This is a genomic window from Gordonia pseudamarae, from assembly GCF_025273675.1.
Lineage (GTDB): Bacteria > Actinomycetota > Actinomycetes > Mycobacteriales > Mycobacteriaceae > Gordonia > Gordonia pseudamarae.
Genome location: NZ_CP045809.1, coordinates 2180909 through 2204385 on the forward strand (window position 1 = coordinate 2180909; position 23477 = coordinate 2204385).

At 68.0% G+C, this 23477-nt stretch carries 20 protein-coding genes and 1 pseudogene; 12 read left to right on the plus strand and 9 right to left on the minus strand.

Going from position 1 to position 23477, the window contains the following annotated elements:
• Positions 1-7 precede the first annotated feature (7 nt).
• Entirely contained in the window at positions 8-1006 is a 999-nt protein-coding gene (locus GII31_RS09635) for a glutamate ABC transporter substrate-binding protein (RefSeq protein ID WP_213249023.1), read from the minus strand.
• A complete protein-coding gene (locus tag GII31_RS09640) occupies positions 1006-1734 on the minus strand; it encodes an amino acid ABC transporter ATP-binding protein (RefSeq protein WP_213250116.1) in 729 nt (242 codons plus the stop codon). Before GII31_RS09640 ends, GII31_RS09635 begins: the two co-directional genes overlap by 1 nt.
• Before the next feature lie 201 nt (positions 1735-1935).
• Here GII31_RS09640 and miaB point away from each other — a divergent pair, with 201 nt between their 5' ends.
• Positions 1936-3516, plus strand: coding sequence for a tRNA (N6-isopentenyl adenosine(37)-C2)-methylthiotransferase MiaB (gene miaB, locus GII31_RS09645; RefSeq protein WP_407649939.1), 1581 nt, complete (start codon positions 1936-1938; stop codon positions 3514-3516).
• 15 nt (positions 3517-3531) lie between these two features.
• Positions 3532-4164: an Rv2732c family membrane protein gene (locus tag GII31_RS09650; RefSeq protein WP_213249024.1), complete on the plus strand. Its 633-nt coding sequence runs from the start codon at positions 3532-3534 to the stop codon at positions 4162-4164.
• A gap of 73 nt (positions 4165-4237) precedes the next feature.
• On the opposite strand, the gene GII31_RS09655 is transcribed toward GII31_RS09650, so the two are convergent.
• Positions 4238-5599 (minus strand): DUF349 domain-containing protein, encoded by a 1362-nt coding sequence (locus tag GII31_RS09655; RefSeq protein WP_213249025.1) that lies wholly within the window; start codon positions 5597-5599, stop codon positions 4238-4240.
• Positions 5600-5824: 225 nt separating this feature from the next.
• Between GII31_RS09655 and GII31_RS09660 the strand changes: the two genes are divergently transcribed.
• The 5 genes and pseudogenes from GII31_RS09660 (at position 5825) to GII31_RS09680 (ending at position 11527) form a co-directional block, all read left to right on the plus strand.
• Positions 5825-6634 (plus strand): class III extradiol ring-cleavage dioxygenase family protein, encoded by an 810-nt coding sequence (locus GII31_RS09660; RefSeq protein ID WP_213249026.1) that lies wholly within the window; start codon positions 5825-5827, stop codon positions 6632-6634.
• Positions 6631-7557: a tRNA (adenosine(37)-N6)-dimethylallyltransferase MiaA gene (gene miaA / locus GII31_RS09665; protein WP_213249027.1), complete on the plus strand. Its 927-nt coding sequence runs from the start codon at positions 6631-6633 to the stop codon at positions 7555-7557. The genes GII31_RS09660 and miaA overlap by 4 nt, the downstream gene beginning before the upstream one ends.
• 159 nt (positions 7558-7716) lie before the next feature.
• Positions 7717-7986, plus strand: a pseudogene (locus tag GII31_RS09670) (hypothetical protein); the annotation flags it as partial.
• A 62-nt stretch (positions 7987-8048) separates the two neighbouring features.
• Positions 8049-8393, plus strand: a complete 345-nt coding sequence (locus GII31_RS09675) for a hypothetical protein (RefSeq protein ID WP_213250931.1) — start codon at positions 8049-8051, stop codon at positions 8391-8393.
• A gap of 653 nt (positions 8394-9046) precedes the next feature.
• Positions 9047-11527: a hypothetical protein gene (locus GII31_RS09680; protein WP_260840403.1), complete on the plus strand. Its 2481-nt coding sequence runs from the start codon at positions 9047-9049 to the stop codon at positions 11525-11527.
• A 6-nt stretch (positions 11528-11533) separates the two neighbouring features.
• On the opposite strand, the gene GII31_RS09685 is transcribed toward GII31_RS09680, so the two are convergent.
• Complete coding sequence (locus tag GII31_RS09685; protein WP_407649940.1) at positions 11534-12313, minus strand: M15 family metallopeptidase; 780 nt, start codon at positions 12311-12313, stop codon at positions 11534-11536.
• Between the two features lie 60 nt (positions 12314-12373).
• Here GII31_RS09685 and dapF point away from each other — a divergent pair, with 60 nt between their 5' ends.
• Both dapF and hflX read left to right on the plus strand, forming a co-directional pair.
• A complete protein-coding gene (dapF, locus tag GII31_RS09690) occupies positions 12374-13294 on the plus strand; it encodes a diaminopimelate epimerase (RefSeq protein ID WP_213249030.1) in 921 nt (306 codons plus the stop codon).
• A 113-nt stretch (positions 13295-13407) separates the two neighbouring features.
• Positions 13408-14913: a GTPase HflX gene (gene hflX / locus GII31_RS09695; protein ID WP_213249031.1), complete on the plus strand. Its 1506-nt coding sequence runs from the start codon at positions 13408-13410 to the stop codon at positions 14911-14913.
• Positions 14914-14994: 81 nt separating this feature from the next.
• On the opposite strand, the gene GII31_RS09700 is transcribed toward hflX, so the two are convergent.
• The 4 genes from GII31_RS09700 to GII31_RS09715 all read right to left on the minus strand — a co-directional run bounded on the left by GII31_RS09700 (position 14995) and on the right by GII31_RS09715 (position 19175).
• Complete coding sequence (locus GII31_RS09700) at positions 14995-15255, minus strand: HPr family phosphocarrier protein (protein ID WP_213249034.1); 261 nt, start codon at positions 15253-15255, stop codon at positions 14995-14997.
• A 62-nt stretch (positions 15256-15317) separates the two neighbouring features.
• On the minus strand, positions 15318-17405 hold the full coding sequence (locus tag GII31_RS09705) for a PTS fructose transporter subunit IIABC (protein WP_213249036.1): 2088 nt from the start codon (positions 17403-17405) through the stop codon (positions 15318-15320).
• A gap of 34 nt (positions 17406-17439) precedes the next feature.
• Positions 17440-18408 (minus strand): 1-phosphofructokinase family hexose kinase, encoded by a 969-nt coding sequence (locus tag GII31_RS09710; protein WP_213249038.1) that lies wholly within the window; start codon positions 18406-18408, stop codon positions 17440-17442.
• Positions 18405-19175 carry a DeoR/GlpR family DNA-binding transcription regulator gene (locus tag GII31_RS09715; RefSeq protein WP_213249040.1) on the minus strand — a complete coding sequence of 257 codons (771 nt, stop codon included), beginning with the start codon at positions 19173-19175 and terminating at the stop codon, positions 18405-18407. Before GII31_RS09715 ends, GII31_RS09710 begins: the two co-directional genes overlap by 4 nt.
• A 448-nt stretch (positions 19176-19623) precedes the next feature.
• Between GII31_RS09715 and ptsP the strand changes: the two genes are divergently transcribed.
• A complete protein-coding gene (ptsP, locus tag GII31_RS09720) occupies positions 19624-21288 on the plus strand; it encodes a phosphoenolpyruvate--protein phosphotransferase (protein WP_213249042.1) in 1665 nt (554 codons plus the stop codon).
• 75 nt (positions 21289-21363) lie between these two features.
• On the opposite strand, the gene lexA is transcribed toward ptsP, so the two are convergent.
• Complete coding sequence (gene lexA, locus GII31_RS09725) at positions 21364-22047, minus strand: transcriptional repressor LexA (protein ID WP_213249045.1); 684 nt, start codon at positions 22045-22047, stop codon at positions 21364-21366.
• A gap of 400 nt (positions 22048-22447) precedes the next feature.
• Between lexA and GII31_RS09730 the strand changes: the two genes are divergently transcribed.
• Positions 22448-22756 (plus strand): LysM peptidoglycan-binding domain-containing protein, encoded by a 309-nt coding sequence (locus GII31_RS09730; RefSeq protein ID WP_246222189.1) that lies wholly within the window; start codon positions 22448-22450, stop codon positions 22754-22756.
• Positions 22757-22935: 179 nt separating this feature from the next.
• The gene (gene nrdR / locus GII31_RS09735) at positions 22936-23421 is read left to right on the plus strand and encodes a transcriptional regulator NrdR (RefSeq protein WP_260840499.1); all 486 of its coding nucleotides are present in this window, start codon (positions 22936-22938) and stop codon (positions 23419-23421) included.
• The last annotated feature ends 56 nt before the right edge of the window (positions 23422-23477 follow it).

Consider the following 23477-nt stretch of genomic DNA (forward strand, 5'->3'; position numbering starts at 1 on the left):
ACCTCACTCACTTCAGGTCCGTAGGGCAGGGGGTGGATGTCGAGTCGAGGAACGACAGATCGCCCACGGTCGGCTCGAACTGGTACTGGGAGTCGGGGGTCGCCGCACGCGCGGACACCTGATCGACGAACTCGTCACCGAGGTTCTTGCGGATGACCCTCATCCATTCCGAGGTGCCGTCGGCGCCGGGTTCGAGCATCGCCTCGATCGCCTCGTTGAGCATGGCGACCGCTTCACCGTCGTCCTTGCCCACGCCGATGCCGTAGCGCTCGGTGGAGAACGGCGAACCCGCGGACTTGAGCGCTTCCTTGACGCAGGCATCCTGCGGGTAGGTCATCTCGACCAGCTTGAACTCTCCCGACCAGAAGTTGGAGTAGCCGGCCAGAATCGATTCGTCGGTGGTGAGTGCGTCGACCTTGCCACGTCGCAGACCCTCGACACACGCCGAATACGAATCGAACTCCTGTAACTGGACCGACGGAAGCTGGGCCTTGACGTTCTGCGCCGACGTCGAGCCGGTCACCGAGCAGAGTTTCTTGTCTTTCTGCAGGTCGGTGAGTGTGGTGATCGAGTCGTCGTCCCGGCGGACCAGCAGCCCCTGGTAGGTCACCAGGTAGGGGCCGGCGAACGAGACCTTCTTGGAGCGGGCCGCGTTGATCGAGTAGGTGGCGGCGATGGTGTCGACCTCGCCGTTCTCCAGCATCGCCTCACGACGTGCCGACGGTGTCTCGCGCCACTTGACTTTCGGATGATCGACCCCGAGGGTGTCGGCGATGTGGTTGACCACATAGCGCGAGACGTCGGCATCGAATCCGTCGACGCCGCCGTTGTCGGGGTTGTAGATTCCGAGGCCGGGCTGGTCGAACTTGGTGCCCAGCACCACCGTGCCCTTGCGGATCGAGTCGATGAGGCTGCGTGGTTCGGTGCTGCCGCAACCGGCGAGCAGTGCGCTCACGGTGCCGATGACGGCGATCAGGATGGTGATGGAACCTGTACGCCGTCGCATCAGTGCCCCAGGATCTTGCTCAGGAAGTCCTTGGCGCGGTCGGACTTGGGTGCGGTGAAGAAGCTCTCGGGGTCGGTGTCCTCGACGACGGCACCGTCGGCCATGAAGATGATGCGGTCGGCGGCCTTACGGGCGAAGCCCATCTCATGGGTCACCACCAGCATCGTCATGCCTTCTTTGGCCAGCGCGACCATGACGTCGAGGACCTCGTTGACCATTTCGGGGTCGAGTGCCGAGGTGGGCTCGTCGAACAGCATGATCTTCGGCTCCATCGCCAGCGAACGGGCGATGGCCACACGCTGCTGCTGACCGCCCGAGAGCTGCGCGGGATATTTGTCCTTCTGGCTGGCGATGCCGACCCGCTCGAGCAGTTCGAGGGCGCGCGTGGTGGCGTCGGCCTTGCTCTTCTTGCGGACCTTGACCGGCGCGAGCGTGACGTTGTCGAGAATTGTCTTGTGCGCGAACAGGTTGAACGACTGGAACACCATGCCGACGTCGGCGCGCAGGGCGGCCAGATCCTTGCCCTCGGACGGCAGCAGGGTGCCCTCGATGCGGATCTCGCCGCTGTCGATGGGTTCGAGCCGGTTGATGGTGCGACACAACGTCGACTTGCCTGATCCGGACGGACCCAGGACCACCACGACCTGCCCGCGCGGCACCTCGAGGTTGATGTCCTTGAGAACGTGCAGCGGCCCGTAGTGCTTGTCGACCGACTTGATGGAGATCATCGACGGACCACCGGGTGAACTCCCCGACGACGGTGACGACGAAATATCCTTTGACGGTGCATTCGGCGAATCTGTCATGGACAAAACCCTAGTGTGCCCCGGGGCACAGAGCGCGGTGAAACGGCTAGGATCTTCGCGGTGTTCAGGAGATGCCGGGACGATGTCTGCGGGCGATTTGCGTCGGGTGAGTACTCTGGACGGGTGAGTATCGAGTTGTCCGAGCGTGCGCCGGGAGCTGTGGAAACCGCGATCGGGCAACCCGCGCCCGGTTCGGCGGGGTTGTTGAGTTATCAGGTCCGTACCTACGGCTGCCAGATGAATGTGCACGATTCCGAGAGGATCTCCGGGCTCCTGGAGGGAGCCGGCTACGTTCGCGCCGAAGACGGCGACGAGGCCGATCTCGTCGTCTTCAACACCTGTGCCATCCGTGAGAACGCCGACAACAAACTGTACGGCAACCTGTCGCATCTGGCGCCGGTGAAATCGCGCAAACCCGGTATGCAGATCGCTGTCGGCGGTTGCCTGGCCCAGAAGGACAAGGACACGGTGCTCCGGAAGGCGCCGTGGGTTGACGTCGTCTTCGGCACCCACAACATCGGGTCGCTGCCCGCACTGCTCGATCGCGCCCGCCACAATGAGGCGGCGCAGGTGGAGATCCTCGACTCGCTCGAGCGATTCCCGTCGACGCTGCCGGCCAAACGTGACTCGGCCTACTCCGGGTGGGTGTCGGTGTCGGTGGGCTGCAACAACACCTGCACGTTCTGCATCGTGCCGTCGCTGCGCGGCAAAGAGGTCGACCGGCGCCCGGGTGATGTCCTGGCCGAGGTGCAGGCGCTCGTCGATCAGGGTGTGTTGGAGGTGACGTTGCTCGGGCAGAACGTGAACGCCTACGGCATGTCCTTCGCCGATCCCGAACAGCCGCGCAACCGGGGCGCGTTCGCCGAGTTGTTGCGGGCGTGCGGCGACATCGACGGCCTGGAGCGGGTCCGGTTCACCTCGCCGCATCCGGCCGAGTTCACCGATGATGTGATCGAGGCGATGGCCGAGACCCCCAACGTGTGCCCGCAACTGCACATGCCGTTGCAGTCCGGGTCCGACCGGATCCTCAAGGCGATGCGGCGCAGTTACCGTCAGCGCAAGTTCCTCGGCATCCTCGACAAGGTGCGTGCGGCGATGCCGCACGCGGCCATCACCACCGACATCATCGTCGGGTTCCCCGGCGAGACCGAGGAAGACTTCCAGGCCACCCTCGATGTGGTGGAGCAGGCCCGCTTCTCCAGCGCGTTCACCTTCCAGTATTCGCCGCGACCGGGAACCCCGGCGGCGACGATGGCCGACCAGGTACCGCCCGAGGTGGTGTCCGAGCGCTACCGGCGCCTGATCGCCCTGCAGGAACGCATCTGCCTGGACGAGAACCAGCGACTTGTCGGGACCGCCGCCGAACTGCTCGTGGTAGCCGATGAGGGTCGTAAATCCGCTGCCACACAGCGTAAAACGGGTCGTGCCAGGGATGGTCGCCTGGTGCACTTCGCGGCCGGCGAGCATGCGGCGGCGATCCGTCCGGGCGATGTGGTCACCACCACGATCACCGGTGCCGCACCGCACCATCTGATCGCCGACGGCGGGGTCATCGGTCACCGGACCACCCGCGCGGGCGACGCGCACGAGAAAGCCATCACCCCCGTCACCGCGCCCATCGGTGTGGGTCTGGGGATGCCGTCGATCGGCCCGAAGGCCGCCGAACCGGCCGCCGTCGGTTGCTCGAGCGGCTGCGGGTCCTAACGAGGAGAGCACACAGTGAACGAGCACATCGGACCGGCCCAGAGTCCCGCGGGCGGTAAGTTCGCCGCCTACGAGGACGAACTGCGGGCCGCTGAGAAGAAGGTTTCCGGCGAGATCGACCCCGGCGCGCGGGCGTTGGTGGTGGCCGTCGGCGTGATGTTGGCGATGGTGTCGCTGGTGCTGCCGCACACCGGGGACGCGAGCGGTATCGATGTTCTGGTCTCCGCGCCCGCCGCCGACGCCGCACGTCTGAACGTTACCTCGCGGATCTTCGTCTACCTGCTCGTGATCTTCGCGGTAGGTGCCTCCGCGCTGGCATTGCTGTCGCGCCGCTGGGTGATCGCCTGGGTGGCACTGTGCGGCACCGCCGTGACCTGCGTCGCGGGGATGCTCGCGTGGTGGTCGCGGCACACCCCCGGCGTCGGGGGAGTCGAACCGCCGTCGGGTGTCGGGATCGGGTTGATGCTGGGCGAGCTGGCGGCCGTGCTGCTGGCCTTCCACTGGGCGCGGATCGTATGGGCACGCAGCACCTACCACATGGCGCTGGAGGAGGAACGTCGGCGCGAGGCCGCTGAACGCGACGAGTTGGCACGCGTCCTGCAGGGTCGCCCGCAACACCGCGGCTCCGGCGGCGACGCGGACCTGTAGCAGCATCTGGACCAGAAAAACGTGGATGCCACCGGCGAATGGCGGTGGCATCCACGTTTTCTGTTGCGCTGGGTCAGCGATCGGAGATGGCGCTGCGCGCGGCCTGCGCCCATTCACGCCACTGCGCGGCCTGGTCCCGCAATGCGGCGGCGTCGCGGTCCTTGCCTCGCTGGGCGGCCTTGGCGGCCTGTTCCTCCAACTGCGCGGCGCGGTCGGCGAACTGAGCCGCACGGGCCTCGGCCTCGGGGTCGGTGCGCTGCCACTGGGCGTCCTCGGCGTCACGGATGCGCTTCTCCAGCGCGCGGGCCCGGTTCTCCAGACTGTGCATCTGTTCGCGCGGAACCTTGCCGATCTCGTCCCACCTGTCGCGGAAGGCACGGAACTCGCGTCGTGCCGCGTCGAGGTCGGTATCGGGTACGACCACCTTCTCCGCCTCGGCCAGCAGGGCGAGCTTGGCCGTCGCGTTGGCCGCGAACTCGTTGTCACGTTCGGAGACCACCGCGTTGCGGGCGGCGAAGAACACGTCCTGGGCAGCTTTGAAACGCTGCCAGAGGGCATCGTCGGTGTCACGCGGCGCGCGTCCTGCCGCCTTCCACTCGGCGAGCAGGTCACGGAACCTGCCGGCAGTGGGACCCCAGTCGGTGGACGAGGACAGTTCCTCGGCCTTGGCGATGATCTCTTCCTTGCGGTGCTTGGCGCCGACCCGTTCGCGGTCGAGTTCGGCGAAGTGCGCGCCGCGGCGGCGGTTGAAGGCGTCACGTGCCTTGGCGTACCGCTTCCACAGCTGGTCGTCGGTCTTGCGGTCGACGCCCTTGATGGCCTTCCACTCGTCGAGGATGGCGCGCAGCCGATCGCCCGCAGCCTTCCACTGGGTGGCCTCGGCGCCGATCTGCTCGGCCTCGGCCGCGAGCTCCTCCTTGCGGGTGATCGCGGCAGCCCGTGCCTCCTCGCGCGCCGAACGTTGCGCCGAGGCGGCGTCGTCGGCGCTGTTCACGATCGCGGTCAGGCGGCGTTCGAGTGCCGCCACATCGCCGAGCACCGTCGCCGTCGGCAGTTCGTCGAGCAGATGCTGGGCGCTCTGGTGCGCTTTGCGCGGATCTCCCGACCCGGCGGCCAGACGTTCTTCCAGGATCTCGACCTCGGTGGCCAGGTCGTCGAAGCGACGGGCGAAGTGCGCGTACCCCTCCTCGACGGAGCCGGCCTGCCACGACCCGATCGACCGTTCACCGTCGGCGGTCTTGAGCCACACCTCGCCGTCGGCGTCGATGCGCCCGAACTCATGGGGGTCGCCGTGCGGCACCGGAGCCGGGATCGGGGGGATCGCGGCCGACGGGCGCGGCCCCGGCCGGGGTCCCGGGCGCGGTCCGGGCCGGGGCGCAGGAGCCGGGCGTGGAGTACCCGGGTCGTTCGCGGTGGGATCGGTCGGATTGGTCATGTACTCAGGCCCCTGCACTCGTTTGTGCCGCGCGTCGCGGCTGCCATCATCGCTGACATCGGCGACCACAGTGACATGGAAAGCCGCACATCTCCACCATTCAAACAGTTCACAGGTTCCGGTGTCGCGTCCTCCTGGGTTTTCCCGCGATATTCGCACAACCGGGGATGGATCGGCCGGGCCCACGATCGGTGGCGGCGGCGGTGTCCGATAGCGTTGCCCATTGTGTTGGCCAGCGTCGTTTTTGTCCCGAGCGCGCCCTTGCTGGTGCCGCAACTGGCCGGCCCCCGGGCGACCGAGGCGGTGGCGGTGCGGGAGGCGGTACGAGCGGCGGGCACCGCGCTGGCCGAACTCGCCCCGCGCTGGGTGGCCGTCGGCGCCGGTGACGTCACAGGTGGTGCGGTCACGGGTGGTGCGGCGGCGACCGGGTCATTCGCCCGCTACGGCGTCGATGTGGCCGTGTCCTTGCGCGCGCCGGGATTCGCCGGCGCCCCGGTGCTCACCGGCGGCGGGCCGGATGCGGCCGGAACCGCGCGGCTGCCGCTGTCGATGCTGATCGCCGCCTGGCTTCGTGAGGCCGGCGGCGCCGACAGCGTGGAGCCGCTGATCATCGATCCCGGTGCACCGGTGCAGGAGTGCCTGCGGACCGGACGGATGCTCGCCGCCGCGGTGGCCGCCGCGGACACGCCCATCGGCGTGCTGGTGGTGGGGGACGGATCCACCCAGCTCAGCCCGTCGGCACCGGGCGGGGGTCTGGTTCCCGAGTCGGTGGCGCTCAACGACAACCTCGTGGCCGCGATCGCGTCCGGTGACCGCGATGTGCTGGCCGGAATCTCGCCGCAGGACTGCGACCGTGCCGGAGTCGGGGGCCGGGCCGCCTGGCAGGTCGCCGCGGCGCTGTGCGACGGGGTGCGGGTGTCGGTGCAGCCGTACTACGAGGGTTGCCCCTTCGGGGTCGGATACGTCGTGGCGTCCTGGACACCGGTCGTGCCCCGGACGCCCGTCGTCACCCAGATGCCCGCGTCCCGGTCATGAGCGACCGGTCACCGGATCGTCCGGTGCCGGTGGCGATCGTCGGCCCCACCGCGAGCGGAAAGTCGGCGCTGGGCCTGGACATCGCCGAACGGGTCGGCGGGGAGATCGTCAACGTCGACGCGATGGCGCAGTACCGGGGTATGGACATCGGCACCGCCAAACCGCCGCTGCACGAGCGCCGCGGCATCGTCCACCATCAGCTCGATGTCCTCGACGTCACCGAAACCGCCACCGTGGCCCGCTATCAGGCGGCGGCACGCGCCGACATCGAACGGCTGCTCGGGGCGGGTATCACCCCGGTGATCGTGGGTGGCTCGATGCTGTACGTGCAGGCACTGCTCGACGACTGGTCGTTCCCGGCCACCGACCGCGCGGTCCGGGCCCGCTACGAGCAGCAACTGGCCCAGGTCGGTGTCGCGGCCATGCACCGGCAACTCGCCGAGGTCGACCCGCAGGCGGCGGCCACCATCCTCGACACCGACGGCCGGCGCATCGTGCGCGCGCTGGAGGTGGTGGAACTGACCGGCGAGCCGTTCGCCGCGTCGGCCCCCACGATCGGTGAACCACGCTGGGGCACCACAATTCTCGCGGTCGACCGGGACACCGCGGCCCTCGACGACCGGATAGCGCGGCGCACCGACCGGATGTTCGCCGACGGGCTGGTCGCCGAGGTCGAGGGACTGTGTGAGGTCGGGTTGCGCGAGGGGGTGACCGCGCGCCGGGCGATCGGCTACGCCCAGGTGCTCGAGTTCCTCGACGGCGGTATCGACCTGGCCCGGGCACGTGAGCTGACGTTCATCGGCACCCGGCGCTATGTGCGCCGGCAACGTTCGTGGTTCCGCCGCGACCACCGCATCACCTGGCTCGACGGCGCCGCCCCGGACCTGCTGTCGAGCGCGATGGGTGCGCTCGACCCGACCTGAATGGCCAGGACTGTTCGACCCCGACCGAGATGACGCCATCCCCGCGCCCGGCAACCAATTCGGGATACATTGAGACCCGGCGGACAGCGCTGCGGCGCCCTGCGGATCTCGCGCGGGGGGTCGTGCGGGGGATCGTGCGGAGTGGAGATGGGGGAGAACATGTCCGGCACGGATCTGGCCTGTCCGCAGAGCTGCGCTCCCGGCAACGTTTCGCCCCGGGAAGCCGAGCTCACCGCCCGGCTCGATCATTTCAACATCGTCGCCGGTCAGGACGCGGGTGTCGACGGTGACCGCATGTGGATCGCGATGCAGTACGTCGCCGGATCGGATGCCGCCGTGCTGATCAGGAACACGGACCTGGCCGTCGACATCGTCGAGCAGGCCGCGGCCGGATTGGACTACGCCCACGGTCAGGGCATGCTGCACCGGGACGTCAAATCCGACACCACCGGCAGGGTCGGGCATACGACCCGATGCCCTGTTGGGGACCTGTGCGGGGAACGGTCTCCGGTGACCAGGACGGATTCGACGTGGTCGCCAGGATCTCCGACGCCTCGCCGGCAAACGCGCGGGTGGAGTATCCGCAACTGTCGTGCACGGGCACCTGGACCGGAGTGTCCCGACGCGGCGATGTCGTCACCGCGCCCGAAACCATCGACACCGGCACCTGTGTCGCCTCGCAGATCGAACTGTCCGCACAGTCCGGCGACACCCTCGCCTACCGAGCGAGCTACTACTCCGAGTCCCCAGCAGCGGACGTTCACCATTACGGCAACCCTGCGCAGGCAGTAGCTCGGCGGCAGGGTGTGCGTGGGTGGGTCGCCGCAGGAGTGTGATCGGTTCGGCCCGCATCGAATTCATCCTCTCGGGCGACATCGACGATCGCGTCGGCAGCGGTCGCGGCCGCTAGGGTCTTAGCCGTGAAGCGAATCCCGACGATTCCAACTCTGATCGCCCTACTCGCGCTCAGCGCGATCGCCACCTCGATCATCGAGGGACCCAGCGAATCGAATGCTGACACCACGAAATCGTCATTGTGGGTGAAGCCATCGGGGAAGTCGAGTTCCCGAGATGAACTCTGCCGATCGCTGGCTGTCGTCGTCGACCTGTACCGAACACGGCAGCAGGTGATGGTACCGGAGCAGAGAGAGCTGATCGGAAGTCTGGGAGAAGTGGCTTCCCGATACCCCGCTGAGGCAGTTCAGTGGGAGGGGCGTCGCCTCCAGGAAGAATCTGTCACTTTATCTGTCGACGTGGCTGCCTACTACTCGAACACGCAAAACATCCGGTCGGTATGCTTCCGATGAATCAGAACTTTGACCGGTATCCGAATGGATTCGGCTCGCAGCAGCCTATGTCGGGTAATGGTATTTCGTCGGGAAGTTCCTCATCCGGGATTGTGCGTGCGATGATCGGTGGCGGCTGCGGGCTGGGTATCGCACTTGCGGTGGGTTTTCTCGGAAGTCCGGTGACGGCGATACTTGTGGGTGTGCTCGCGCTGCTCTATGCGGTGTTGCTGGCCACGGGAATGCCTTTCCTGGCCGATGGGCTTACTACAGAGTCCCACCTGCGTATCCTCCTACGTTGCCCGCCGGGTCCTTCCGCGCCAGGTGCTCGATCGGTGGCCTCGGTGAAACCCGTCGCAGAAGCTCGTTCTCGTCGAAAGCTGAACCGCAGGTTCTGGTTTCAATTGTCGTTTGTGGGTTCTGCGGCGGTGGGCATAGCGACCGGCCTCGGGCTGGTGATCGGTGTGGAGAAGGATGTCGCCGCGACCGTCTCGCTGATTGTCATCGGTACCATCGGCCTCCCGTTACTGGCATCGGGAGCAAGTCGCGAACTGAATGGTGAGTTTCCACGATTGCGCGGCGTCATTCGTTCGATCCGGCCCCCGGTAGTTGCCAGTGCGGTGGTCAGTATTGGTGTTCCAGTGGTGGTGGGATACCTGGTTCACAATCTCATCTACCGGGCTCTTCCGAAAATGTACGAGTATGTTTCCCTAGAAATGTACGATTATGTTTTCCTAGGTGTGATGCTGGCCACATTGCTCGCGGCGTTCACAATCGCGCTGTATGCCCATTCAAAGCTGCGGTGGATGGTGCCACTCGCCGTCGAGACGTGCATCCCGTTTCGGGTATGTCTCGTCGAGACTCTTGCGCTGGCAAGGGCAGCAGGGCCGGGTGGGTTATGGTCGACGGTTAGGATATGGGCGGTTCCCGCGATCCTGATGGCATTATGGTCCACCTTCTTCGGTAACGATTTGTGGGCCGCCTTCTTCGGTGATCACTACAGCCCTATCGAGTTGTCCCACGACCTACAGATACCGATGGTCTACTTCGGGGCACTGTTCCTGCCCGTAGTAGTGGTGTCGGTCGTGTCCGCGCTGGCAACCGCCACGCTCACTGATGCACTCACGTTCCGCCGACTCACCGGTGCACCGGCAGTTCCGGTCGACGCGCTCAGCGGGGACCCTCGTGCCGCGCGCTGGCGCCTGCCTCGTGGTTCGGTGTTGGTCACGGTCGCGCTGGTGCTCTACCCGCTGGCCAATGGATGGGCGTATGCCAAGGTGACCGAAGCAGGTGGCTCGAGCGACGCAGAGGATATCGGTTCGCTGGTATTCGGATTCGTAGTTACCACAGTCGTACTGGTTCTCGCACTTGTCGCGGTGGGTATCAGCAGACAGCCGGATTCGCGTGCACCCTCAGGTCTGGTGGGCGTGCTGGTTGCCGCGTCACTTGCTGTTCAGATCGGTGGTTCGATCCTGATGGTGAGGCGCGACGCGGTGTTCGCGTCGGACGCCGGTCCGATTTCCTTCGCCACTGACTGGCTCACCGCCACTTGCCTACTCACGGCGTGGCTCGCCGGTCACCGGTCGCGGTGGCTATCGGTTGCCGTAGCACCGCTGGGGGCGTTGGGTGCCGCCGTGACTCTGCGAAAATTGAACGATGACCTGTCATATGAAGGTTTCTGGTACTCCGAACTCGTTGACCAAAACTTCGCCGCGGTAGCCCGGTCGTTCGCAGCTGTCGCGGTGATCTGCGTCGCCACGGCATGGGCTGCGTATCTCATCGACCTCATGGCGAGCCGTGACACGGGGCGGTTACGGTCAGCTGCAGCCGATGGCCCGGTGGGTCACGAGGACGATCCTGGGCTACAGACCAACCCCATCGCGCGCGGCACCGTATATGAGCATGCCGTCACCGTCGGCGCGCGCCACCCGTTCGTATCTTTCGGCGCCACCGAGGCGGGGATCGCTCAGGCCATCGCGACTCCGCCCGGCGACCAGTATTCGACGTCCCCGGCACCGACGGGTGCCGCCGGTCAGGACCCTCGTCCTCGGCCGGCCACCGGTTGGGACGTACCCGAGCACGCCGGTCAGTACTGGGAACCCACGATGGTGAGACCGCATGTGCAGACTCCGCCGTCGCTCACCGGACCGACTCGGCCGCCGCGCCGGGACGGCAATCGGACGGCGATCATCCTCGCCGCCCTCGCAATAGTCGTGGGCGTTGTCGCGATCGTCACCAGCGTGGTGTTGCTCCGGGAACGGGACTCTTCGGGCCCTGCGGATATCGCGATGACGCCCACCAGTCAGGCACCGGTGACCGGTCCGTCCACGTCGACCGACCCTACTGTCGCGGAGCCACCACCGGTCGCCGAGTTGTCGGGCACCTGGCGTGGGTCCGTCACCGGGGACCAGGATGGCTTCGATGTGGTCGCCGAGATTTCAGCGGGATCCCCGGTCCGTGCGACGGTGCGCTACCCGCAACTGGCGTGCCAGGGCACCTGGAAAGAGACCGGCCGCGGCGATGGCACGATAACCCTTCTCGAAACAATCGACCGCGGCAGCTGCGTGACATCGTACATCGTGCTCATTCCCGAATCCGCCGACACCTTGTCGTTCCGGTCGAGTTACCACTCCGACTCGCAGCAGCGCACCTTGACGATCTACGCGTTGCTGCGCCGACGCTGACTGCAATCAGATGGGTGGCACATCGATGATCGGTCGCTGTACATCGGCGCCGGGCCCGTCGAAATGCCACCATTCGCCGGTGTAGACGCGCAGCCCGCCGGTCGCCATCGCGGTGCGTAGCCGGGTCCGGGCGGCCCGCGCGGCCGGTGACACCCCGTCGGTGGCGTAGGCGGTTGCCTGCGGGGTGAACGAGTCGAAACCGGTGCCCATATCGACCAGACAGAATCGTCCACCCACGCGCCGATCCCGGGCGCAGTTCGGTCGTGGGGATGCGAGGGTGACGTCCACCGACCGGCCGCTCTCGTGGCTGCGCGAGTACGGGCCGGGCGCGGCCACCCACGCCGGATCGGACACCGTGTCGTACATCTTCTGCTGCACCGAATGCGGGCGGTAACAATCCCAGAAAACCAGCTTTTCGCCTTGGCCCGCGGCGCGTAAGGCACCGGCCGCGGCACGCAGACCTGGCCGCATCGACTCGTGGACCAGGCAGCGTGCATTCGTCGGGTACAGACCTACCCCGACGAAATTGTTCATCGACGCATAGCGCAGATCGATGATCGCGTCGGGCACCACGGTGCGTACGTCGATCAGGCCAACGGCACGGGCGGCGGCATTGACCGGGGCCGGTGTGGTCGCCGCCGGGCCGAAGGTGCGCGCCGGGCCGGCCGAACTGGGACCCGCCATCGGGGTTCCCGACGAGCAGCCGACGGCCGCCGTCACCGTCAGCGCCGTCACGATCAGTCGGGCCGCCGGTCGCAGAGCCCCCGTTGCTCGCCGCTGCCGCATGGCACTCTTCGTACCACGCAGCCGACGCGGGTGGTCGCAGCGCCACGTAAAGTCGGCGAGGTGAGCGATGCTACCGACGCGCTGCGTTTTGTGAAGGGCCACGGCACCCAGAACGACTTCGTGGTCCTCGCGGACCCGGCCGCCGAACTCGGACTCGACGCGGCGCGGGTCGCCGCGATCTGCGACCGGCAACGCGGGATCGGGGCCGACGGACTGCTGCGGGTGTCCCGCGCTGTCGCCCTCGTGGAGCGCGGCGTACTCGACGCACTGCCCGCCGGTGTCCGGCCCGACGACTGGTTCATGGACTACCGCAACGCCGACGGCTCGATCGCCGAGATGTGCGGCAACGGGGTGCGCGTGTTCGCGCACTACGTGCGCGCCACCGGCCTGGTCGACACCGACACGTTCACCGTCGGGTCGCGGGCCGGTGCGCGTCCGGTGATCATCCATTCCCACGATCAGGTGCGGGCCGACGTCACCGTCACGATGGGGCAGGCCCGGGTCGACGGCCGATCGCAGGCCACCGTGGGGGACACGACCTATCACGGCGCGGTCATCGATGTCGGCAACCCGCACCTGGCTTGTGTGGTGCCCGATCTGACGGCCGAACAGCTGGCCGGGATCGATTTCTCGGCCGGGGTCGGTCTCGACGCCGGTGTGTTTCCCCACGGCGCCAACCTCGAACTCGTCACGCCCGCCCGCCCGGGCGGCGACGGCCCCGACGGAACGACAGTCGACTTCTCGGCGCACATGCGGGTCTTCGAACGCGGTGTCGGGGAGACCCGCAGCTGCGGGACCGGGCTCGTCGCGGCCGGTAAAGCATCGCTCGGTGCGCTCGGCAGGGACACCGGATCGTTGCACATCACCGTGCCCGGCGGGTCTGTGCTGGTCACCGTCGACCCCGACGGCGCGACGCTGCGTGGCCCGTCGGTGCTGGTGGCCGAGGGCCGGTTCCGTCCGGGCTGGTCGGACGAGGGCTGATCCGTACTCCGGTTCACGCACACCCGGTCCACGCACACCCCGGTTCACCTATATGCACAGGGCCGGAAAAGCGGATGCCCCGGTTCGCCGCCCCATGTCATCATGGAGGGCAAATGACTGAACGTGTAACAACTCCGACCTCCGCTTCGGACCTCACCGACGAACCTGCCTTCGACCCCGACGACTTCAGCCCGGTGATCGACGACACCACACCCGTGTCGGCATTCCGGATGACACCGCCGACCACCGGCGAACAACTGCTGTCCGACCGTGCCTCCCTGCAGCGCGTGGCGGGCCTGTCCACCGAACTCGAGGATGTCACCGAGGTCGAGTATCGGCAGCTGCGGCTCGAACGTGTCGTGCTGGTGGGCGTGTGGACCGAGGGCACGGCCGCGCAGGCCAAGGCGAGCATGGTGGAGTTGGCGGCACTGGCCGAGACTGCCGGTTCGGAGGTCCTCGACGGACTGATCCAGCGCCGGTCCACCCCGGACGCGGCCACCTACATCGGCTCCGGCAAGGCCGACGAACTGCGTCAGGTGGTGCTCGCCACCGGCGCCGACACCGTCATCTGTGACGGCGAGCTGACTCCGGCACAGCTGACGGCGCTGGAGAAGGTGGTCAAGGTCAAGGTGATCGACCGCACGGCACTGATCCTGGACATCTTCGCCCAGCACGCCACCTCCCGGGAGGGCAAGGCGCAGGTGTCGCTGGCACAGATGGAGTACATGCTGCCCCGGCTGCGTGGCTGGGGCGAGTCGATGTCGCGGCAGGCCGGTGGCCGGGCCGGCAGCAACGGCGGCGTCGGTCTGCGCGGTCCCGGTGAGACCAAGATCGAGACCGACCGTCGCCGGATCCGCGAACGAATGGCCAAGCTACGCCGTGAGATCCGCGAGATGAAGACCGCCCGGACAACCAAACGCGCTGCCCGGCAACGGAGCTCGATCCCAAAGATCACCGTGGCCGGGTACACCAACGCGGGTAAGTCCAGCCTGGTCAACGCGATGACCGGGTCGGGTGTGCTGGTGCAGGACGCGCTGTTCGCCACCCTTGACCCCACCACGCGCCGCGCCACCCTCACCGACGGGCGGCAGGTTGTGTTCACCGACACGGTCGGCTTTGTCCGGCATCTGCCCACCCAGCTCGTCGAGGCTTTCCGCTCGACGCTGGAAGAGGTGATCGACGCCGACCTGCTGCTGCACGTCGTCGACGGCTCGGACCCGTTCCCCACCGAACAGATCGCGGCGGTCCGGCGGGTGATCAACGAGATCGTTGCCGAGGAGGGTGTCGCCGCACCGCCGGAGCTGCTGGTGGTCAACAAGATCGACGCCATCGACGGCACCCGGCGCACCGAGTTGCGCGGCATCCTCGACGGTGCCATGTTCGTCTCCGCACACACCGGTGAAGGTCTGCCCGAGTTGTTCGACCGGATCCGCGCCGAGGTGTCGCGCGGCGACGTCGAGGTGACCATCGCCGTACCGTTCAGTCGAGGCGACGTGGTCTCGCGCATCCACCGCGACGGCGAGGTGCTCTCCACCGACCACGACGCGCAGGGCACCATCATGCGGGTGCGGGTACCGGCCGCGATGGCCGGTGAACTCGCCGAACTGCGCGTGTCGTAGATCCATAGACAGCGATCCGTATATAGTCTTATGGCCCGCCGCGCTGTTCGCGCGGCGGGCCACAGGCGTTGCCCGAGGGGACTATTCGGCGTCGAGGTCCTTGGCCACCAGCGCGGCGATCGCGTCGACGGTCGCCTGGTCGTCAGCGGTCACCACCACCGGGGTGCCCTTTTCCGCACCGAGGGTCATGATGAGCAGCGCCGACCCGGCGTCCACGGGTTCTTCGCCTTCGAGGCCGATGGTGACCGACTGTCCGGAGTCGGCGGCGGCTTCGGCGATGATGGTGGCCGGACGTGCGTGCAGGCCGACCGCCGATCCGACGGTGACGGTTGTGCTGGGCATGGATCGTTCTCCTTATGTGGTGGTGATCGGTTGTTGGGTCGGTGGATGCGATCGTATGCGGATCAGGCCGAGACCGTCTGCGGTTGTGCGGTATCGGCGGCCGCGCCGTTGGACGTGCGGAACTGTTTTGCCACCGTGACGGCCAGAGCCGCGACGACGGTACCGGCGACCAAAGCGACGAGGAACAGGGCCCAGTTGTTCATCGCGAAGAACACGAACACGCCGCCGTGGGGGGCGCGCAGTTCCACCCCGAAGGCCATGCAGAGGGCGCCGGTGACCGCGCCGCCGAGCATCGTGGACGGGATGACCCGTAGCGGGTCGGTGGCCGCGAACGGGATCGCGCCCTCGGAGATGAACGAGGCGCCGAGCAGCCATGCCGCCTTGCCGTTTTCCCGTTCCGGGTCCGAGTACAGGCCCGGTCGCAGCACCGTGGACAGCGCCATCGCGAGCGGCGGAACCATGCCGGCACACATGACGGCGGCCATGATCTGGTACTGCGCGTCACCGGCGGAGGCCGTGGCGATACCGGCGGTGGCGAACAGATACGCCGACTTGTTGAGCGGGCCACCGAGGTCGAAGCACATCATCAGGCCCAGCACGATACCCAGGAGTACCGCCGATCCGCCGGACATCGAGTCGAGTCCGTCGTTGAGCTTGTCCATCAGCCACGACAGCGGCCGGCCGAGTACCACGTAGAGCAGGCCACCCACCACGGCGCTGCCGAGCAATGGGATGATGACCACCGGTTGCAGGCCACGCGCCCACTGTGGCAAGGGGATACGCGCGATCCACAGGCACGCGACGCCGGCGATGAGACCGCCCAGGAGCGCGCCGAGGAAGTTGGCGCCGATGGCCACCGAGACCAGGCCGGCCACGAATCCCGGGGCGATACCCGGTCGGTCGGCGATCGCGAATGAGATGTACGCCGCGAGCACGGGAACAGCCAGACCCAGGGCGGCCGAGCCTATCGCGAAACTCACCGCGCCCAGATAGGTGCCGATACCGCCGTCGGGAAGATTGGTGATGGTGTTGTGCAGGGCGATGTACGCACCGTCGGACAGCGATCCGCCCGGGTCGAGAGTCGACTTTCCGATCTCGTATCCGGCGAGCAGAAAGCCCAGCGCCATCAGCAGACCGCCGGCCGCGACGAACGGGATCATGTAGCTGACGCCGGTCATCAGTGCCTGCCGGGTCTTCCCGCCCAGCCCGACACCGCCGCCGGCCGGCGGCGCGTCGGCGTCGGAGACGTCTCCGCCTACCCGTGCGGCGTGGGGGTTGCCCGCCGCCGCAACGGCTTCGGCGATCATCTTGTCCGGTTCGTTGATGGCCCGTTTGACCCCGGATTCGATCACCGGCTTCCCGGCGAAGCGTTCCTTGCCCTTGACCCCGACGTCGGTGGCGAAGATGACCGCGCCCGCATCGGAGATCACCGTCGGGTCGAAGGGGGTGGTCGCCGAGGATCCCTGCGTCTCGACGTGGAACTCGACACCGGCCCGTTCGGCCGCGTACTTGAGGGCGTCGGCGGCCATGTACGTGTGCGCGATGCCGGTGGGACATGCGGTGATCGCGACGATCGACGGCTTGGCCGCGGCGCCGGTGGTCTCGGCGGGAGAGACTTCCGGGGCCGCGTCGGCGGCCGGGGTGGTGGCGGGGGCGGCCGGGGTTGCGTCGCTTGGGGTGACGGCCTTCTTGGGTGCCGGGGTGATGGCACCGTCGACGAGTTCGACGATGCGCTCGGGGGTGTCGGCCGAGCGCAGGTCGGCGACGAAATCGGGCCGCACCAGTGCGCGGGCCAGCGAGCTGAGCAGTTTCATGTGTTCGCTCGCCCCGCCGGCGGGTGCGGCGATGAGGAAGACGATGTCGGCGGGACCGTCGGGAGCGCCGAAGTCGACCTTGGGTGCGAGCCGGGCCATCGCCAGGCTCGCCTCGGTCACGGACTCGGCGCGGGCGTGTGGGATGGCGATGCCGCCGGGCAGCCCGGTCGCCGACTTGGCCTCGCGGGCAAGGGCACCGGCGATCAGATCGGCCGGGTCGGTGGTGCGTCCGGCCCCGCCGAGTGTGCCGGCGAGATAGGTGATCACCGCGGTCGGATCGGCGCCGGCGTCGACGTCGAGCCGCACCGTGTCCACGGTGATGATCTGTTGTGCCATGGGTCTTCCTTCGTCGGGGGAACGCTGACGGCGGTCAGCGTGTGGTGGCGAGTTCGGTGAGGACGACGTGATCGAGGTCGAGCAGGTCCGGTGCGGGCGGCTGGGTGCCCGCCAGACCGGCCGCGGCGGCGCCGTAGGCGACCGCCGACCGCAGGCGGTCGGGTTCGGATTCGCCGCGCAGCGCCGCCAGGACGTAACCGGCCAGCGACGAGTCACCGGCCCCCACGGTGCTTCGGGTGACCGTGGGCGGCGGGGTGGCCGCCCAGCTTCCGGAGCCGGTGGTGAGGACCGCCCCGGCCGCGCCGAGGGTGGCGAGCACGGCACCGCCGGTACGTGCGGACAGCTCGCTCGCCGCGGCCACGATCGGTGCGAGGTCACCGGCCGCCGCGGCCGCCTTCAGTGCCGCGGGGTCGGCTCCGGTGACCTCGGCGAGTTCCTCGTCGTTGGGCTTGACGAGATCGGATCGGCCGGCGGCTGCGGCCACCAGCGGGGCCCCCGAGGTATCCACGGCCACCCGGCACGGCAGGTCGGCGAGCCGGTCGAGCAGGGTGCGGTACCAGTCGTCGGGCAGACCCGGCGGCAGCGATCCGCACAGCGCCACCCAGGATGCCGCGGCGGCATGGTCGATCAGCAGGTCCGCGAGCCCGCGCGCCTGGTCGGCGTCGAGGGGCACACCCGGCGCGTTGATCTTGGTGGTGGTGCCGTCCGGTTCGGCGATCGTCAGGTTGGAGCGGATCTCGCCGTCGACGGCGGTGGTCCGGTAGGGCAGCCCCACCGTGTCGAGGGCGGACAGCAACGGGTCGCCGGCGCGTCCGGGCAGCACCGCCAGGGTCGGGACCCCCGCCTCGGCGGCGACACGGGAGACGTTGACGCCCTTTCCGCCCGGTTCGGCGCGGGAGGCGGCTGCGCGCTGCACCTCTCCGCGCCGCAGGACCCCCGACAGCTCCAGGGTCCGGTCAAGGCTGGGGTTGGCTGTGAGAGTGACGATGTCGTACGTGGTCATGCGAGAACAACCTCGATTCCGTGGTCGGCGAGTTCGGCGGCGTCCGATGGGCTGACGGCCGAGTCGGTGATCAGCACGTCCACCTCGTCGAGGGAGGCGAAGCGGACGAGGTCCTCGCGGCCCATCTTCGACGAATCGGCCAGTACGACCACCTGATCGGCGGACGACACCATGGCCTGTTTCACGGCGGCCTCCTCCGGGTAGGGCGTGGACAGCCCGTGCCGCGCGGTGACGCCGTTGGTGCCGATGAACGCGGTGGACACGCGCAGCCGGTGGATGGCGGCGATGGCGTCGGCGCCGACGGTGGCCTGGGTCAGGCCGCGGACGCGGCCACCGATCGCATGGACGAAACCGTCGGCGTGATCGGTGAGTACCCCGGCGATCGGGATGCTGTTGGTGATCAGGGTCAGGCCGTGGCCGTGCGGCAGCGCCGTCGCGGCCTGAAAAGTGGTGCTTCCGGCGTCGAACAGGACTGAGCCGCCGTTGGGCGGAAGGAACTTCATCGCCGCCATACCGATCGTGAGCTTGCGGTCGACGTGTGTGGTCTCACGGACGTCGAGGCCTTGTTCGGCGACGACGCGGATGAGGCCGGGCCGGACCGCGCCGCCGTGGACACGTTGCAGGTGACCGGCACGCTCAAGCGTGGCCAGATCCCTGCGCACGGTCTCGCTGGTGACGGAGAACCGCCCCGCCAGGTCGGCGACGGACGCGCGGCCGACCCGGCGGACCTCGTCGGCGATCGCCTGCTGGCGTTCCTCCGCATACACCTAGCTGCTCCGTTCGTTCGAACCCGTACCGCCACGGCGTCCCGATTACCAGGCCCGACACCAACAAAAACCACATAACACCACATGGTGTCGACTGCGGTCGAGTCACCATCCGTCTGTGAGTCCATCTGGGTTTACGTGGGATCTGTTGTTGTAATCACTGTGTTTACGCGGGTTTCAGCCAGTCGTCAAGTGCAATTTGTAGTATAGATCACATAAATGGCCCGTCGTGGCGGATAATTGGGTAAATTAGCACGCGAGTGTGTGAGTCGGCCACGCGAACGGTCATGGCCACGATCGTGCCCGACTGTGTTGACAAACGTGGGTTTCGCTGCGAGTCTGGAGCTAATCGACTGTAAGCTGAGTCACATACGCTGGCTCGTCGTCTCAGGTTCCTCGCAGCCGCGGTGCCGGGTGCGGGACCGCCGCGTCACAAGGATGGTGGACCATGCCCCAGACCGCACTCAAAGGAACGCCCGTCGTCGGCGGCATCGCCTACGGGCCCGCGCTGTGGCCCGGCGAGCGGCCGGTGTACCGGCCTGCCGACGGCGGCGCGGTGCCCGAGGCCGAGCGCGATGCCGAGGCCGAGCGGTTCGCCGCGGCCGCCGCGACCGTCGCGGGCAGACTGCGCGATCGGGCCTCTCACTCGAACGGTGTTGCCGCCGAGGTGCTGTCGGCTACCGCGGGTCTGGCCGAGGACCGGGGTTGGGTGGGTGCGGTCAAGAAGTTGATCGGCAAGGGTGAGCAGGCACCCGGCGCGACGATCGCGGCCACCGAGGAGTTCGCGGCGCTGTTCACCAAGCTGGGTGGGCTGATGGCCGAACGCGTCACCGATCTCAACGACGTGCGCGACCGCGTCGTGGCCGAACTGCTAGGTGTGCCCGAACCCGGTGTGCCGGTACCGGATACGCCGTCGATCCTGGTGGCCGACGATCTGGCCCCCGCCGACACCGCGGGACTGGACCCGGCGCTGGTCACCGCGCTGGTCACCCGGCTCGGCGGGCCGACCAGCCACACCGCGATCATCGCGCGCCAACTGGGTATCCCCTGCGTTGTCGCGGTCACCGATCTCGCCGGCGTGGCCGCGGGCACCGCGGTACTGGTGGACGGCACCACCGGCGTCGTGGAGATCGAACCTGATCAGACCCGGGCCCGGTCCCGCGTCGAGGAAAGCAGGCGCGCCGCGCTGGCGGCCGCGGCGTGGACCGGTCCGGGCCGCACCGCCGACGGACACCCCGTGTCCGTGCTGGCCAACGTGGCCGATGGCACCTCGGCACGGGCGGCGACCGCCCATCCCGTCGAGGGGGTTGGGCTGTTCCGGACCGAACTCGCCTTTCTGGACAGGGCCGACGAGCCGTCCGTCGATGAGCAGGCCGCGCTCTACCGCGAGGTGATCGATGCGTTCGACGGCCGCAAGGTTGTCATCCGGACACTGGACGCGGGGTCGGACAAACCGCTGAAGTTCGTCTCTCAGGAACACGAGCCCAACCCGGCGATGGGTGTGCGCGGTAACCGGATCGCCTCGGTACACCCGGAGATCCGTGCCCACCAGCTCGACGCCATCGGCCGGGCCGCCGAAACCGCGGGCGTCACACCGTGGGTGATGGCGCCGATGATCGCCGACGCTCGCGAGGCCGAAGAGTTCGCCGCCGAGGTACGCGGCCGCGGGCTGGTGGCCGGTGTGATGATCGAGATCCCCGCTGCGGCCGTGCTCGCACCCGCGATCCTGTCCAAGGTCGACTTCGTCTCGATCGGCACCAACGACCTGACCCAGTACACGATGGCCGCCGACCGGATGTCGGCCGAACTCGCCGCGCTCACCGACCCGTGGCAGCCGGCGGTTCTGCATTTGGTCGCCACTGTGGCGCGGGCCGGTCAGGATCTCGGAAAACCTGTCGGCGTGTGCGGGGAGGCCGCCGCGGACCCACTGCTGGCGTGTGTTCTGGTCGGTATGGGCATCACATCGTTGTCGAGTGCGCCGGTGGCCGCCGCGGCGGTGGGGGCGCGGCTGGCGGAGACGACCAGCGATCAGTGCCGCGAGGCCGCGCAGGCAGCGCTGGCGGCAGCCGATCCCGAAGCCGCGCGTACCGCGGTGGCGGCGATCGTGCTGTAGGCCACACCGAATAGGCACCGACCCCGATCGGCCCGTGCAACGGCCCGGGGGCGGTGCGGGTCGGCGGGTTCTGGACTACACGCGCCGCAGAATCGTGACGACCTTGCCGAGAATCGCGGCGTCGTCGCCGGGAATCGGCTGGAAGTGCTCGTTGTGCGGCATCAGCCACACATGGCCGTCCTTGCGTTTGAATGTCTTGACCGTGGCCTCGCCGTCGATCATCGCCGCGACGATATCGCCGTTATCGGCGACGTTCTGCTGCCGGACGACCACCCAGTCGCCATCGCAGATGGCCGCGTCGATCATCGATTCGCCGACCACCCGGAGCATGAACAGCGAACCCTCGCCGACGAGTTCGCGCGGGAGGGGGAACACGTCCTCGACGGCCTCTTCGGCGAGAATCGGTCCACCGGCGGCGATCCGGCCGAGCACGGGTACGAAAGTGGGTGTGGGCAGCGCGTCGTCGACGGCCGACGATGCGGCGGGTGTTTGGTGGGCGTCCTGGACGTTGACCGCGCGCGGACGGTTGTGGTCGCGCTTGAGCAGGCCTTTGCGTTCGAGGGTGCGCAGTTGGTGAGCCACCGATGAGGTCGAGGCCAGGCCGACCTCGTCGCCGATTTCGCGGATGCTCGGCGGGTACCCGCGCTCGCGCACCGAGGTCCGGATAACCTCCAGCACAGCACGCTGGCGCGGCGTCAGCGATTTCTCCGCCACGGCGACATCGGTTGTGCCGGACGGTTTGCCGGTCTTCTCACTCATGGATGTTCTCTCCTGTCGGTCAGGCCTGCCGCGCGTGGGTTGATCTCTTGATTCGTTGAGATATTCGAACGTCAGCGTAGACGAACTTTCCGCTGGTATCAAACGTTTGTTCGAGATAGGGGCGACTTTGTCGCACCCCCGTGGTAATAATCGAACATCAGTTCATCGAACAACTGATCGAACAACCTCGGAGGTGGTTGCCATGCCCGCGACATTCGCAGACCAGGTCCGCCGCCCGGCGCGACGTGCCGACGCACCCCGCGGCGATGTGCGTGTGAGTTCCCGGAGTGTCCGGGAGCGCCCGGTCGGCCGGCGTGACGCCGGTGGCCGCCCGGCGCCGCCTGGTCGCACCCGGCCGGCGGGGACCCGTTGTGCCGCACCGGCACACGATCCGCGGGGGATGACTTCGTGGGAGACCATCGCCCGGCGCCGGGCGGTCACGGCGGCGGTGCTGGTCGGTGCCGCGCTGGCGGTGCTCGTGTGGGTGCTGATCGTGGTCGGCAACAACTACGCCGCCGTGGTCGCCCCCGACCCCGACGGAAGCTCACTTGTCTATGTGCGCTCGGGGGAATCGTTGTCGGCGGTTGCCGCGCGGGTGGCCCCGGAGCATCCCGTCGAGGTGGTCGCCGAGCAGATTCGCGAGCTCAACGACCTGGCCGGTTCGGGTCTGACGGTCGGGCAGCCGCTGCTCGTTCCGCGGTACCGATGAGCCGGGACCACGCCGGAAAGCCGATAAACATGCGCTGTGCGGCGGTAGCCGGCTTGAGGGCTGGATCGAACCCGTCGCCGGACGGCGGTATTCTCATGCCACAGGGTCCAGTCGGAAACCGACACGGTGTGACCGTTCCGCGGTGCGCCGGTGCGCCCCGCAACGGTCATGAGGACAACATGCGCTGCCCGTTTTGCCGCAACGAAGACACCAAGGTCATCGACTCGCGTGTCGCCGACGAAGGGCAGGCGATCCGGCGCAGGCGGGCATGCCAGGAGTGCGGCCGCCGCTTCTCCACGGTCGAGAGTGCGGTGCTGTCGGTGGTCAAACGCAACGGGGTCACCGAACCGTTCAGCCGGGAAAAGGTGATGCGGGGTGTCCGCCGGGCATGTCAGGGCCGGCACGTGGACGAGGACTCGCTGGCACTGCTGGCACAGAAGGTCGAGGAGTCCATCCGGGCTTCGGGATCGGCCGAGATACCCAGCAACGAGGTCGGATTGGCGATCCTCGGGCCGCTGCGCGACCTCGACGAGGTGGCCTACCTGCGCTTCGCATCGGTGTATCGCTCGTTCGACTCGGTGGAGGACTTCCAGCGCGAGATCGACGAGTTGCGGGGTGTGTCCGGCGCCGCCGCACCGGCCCGGGCAGCGTCCGACCGCGCCTAGACTTCGGCGTGTCGCGTCACTGCGACATCCGGTCACCGCGAGCGTCCGGTCACCGG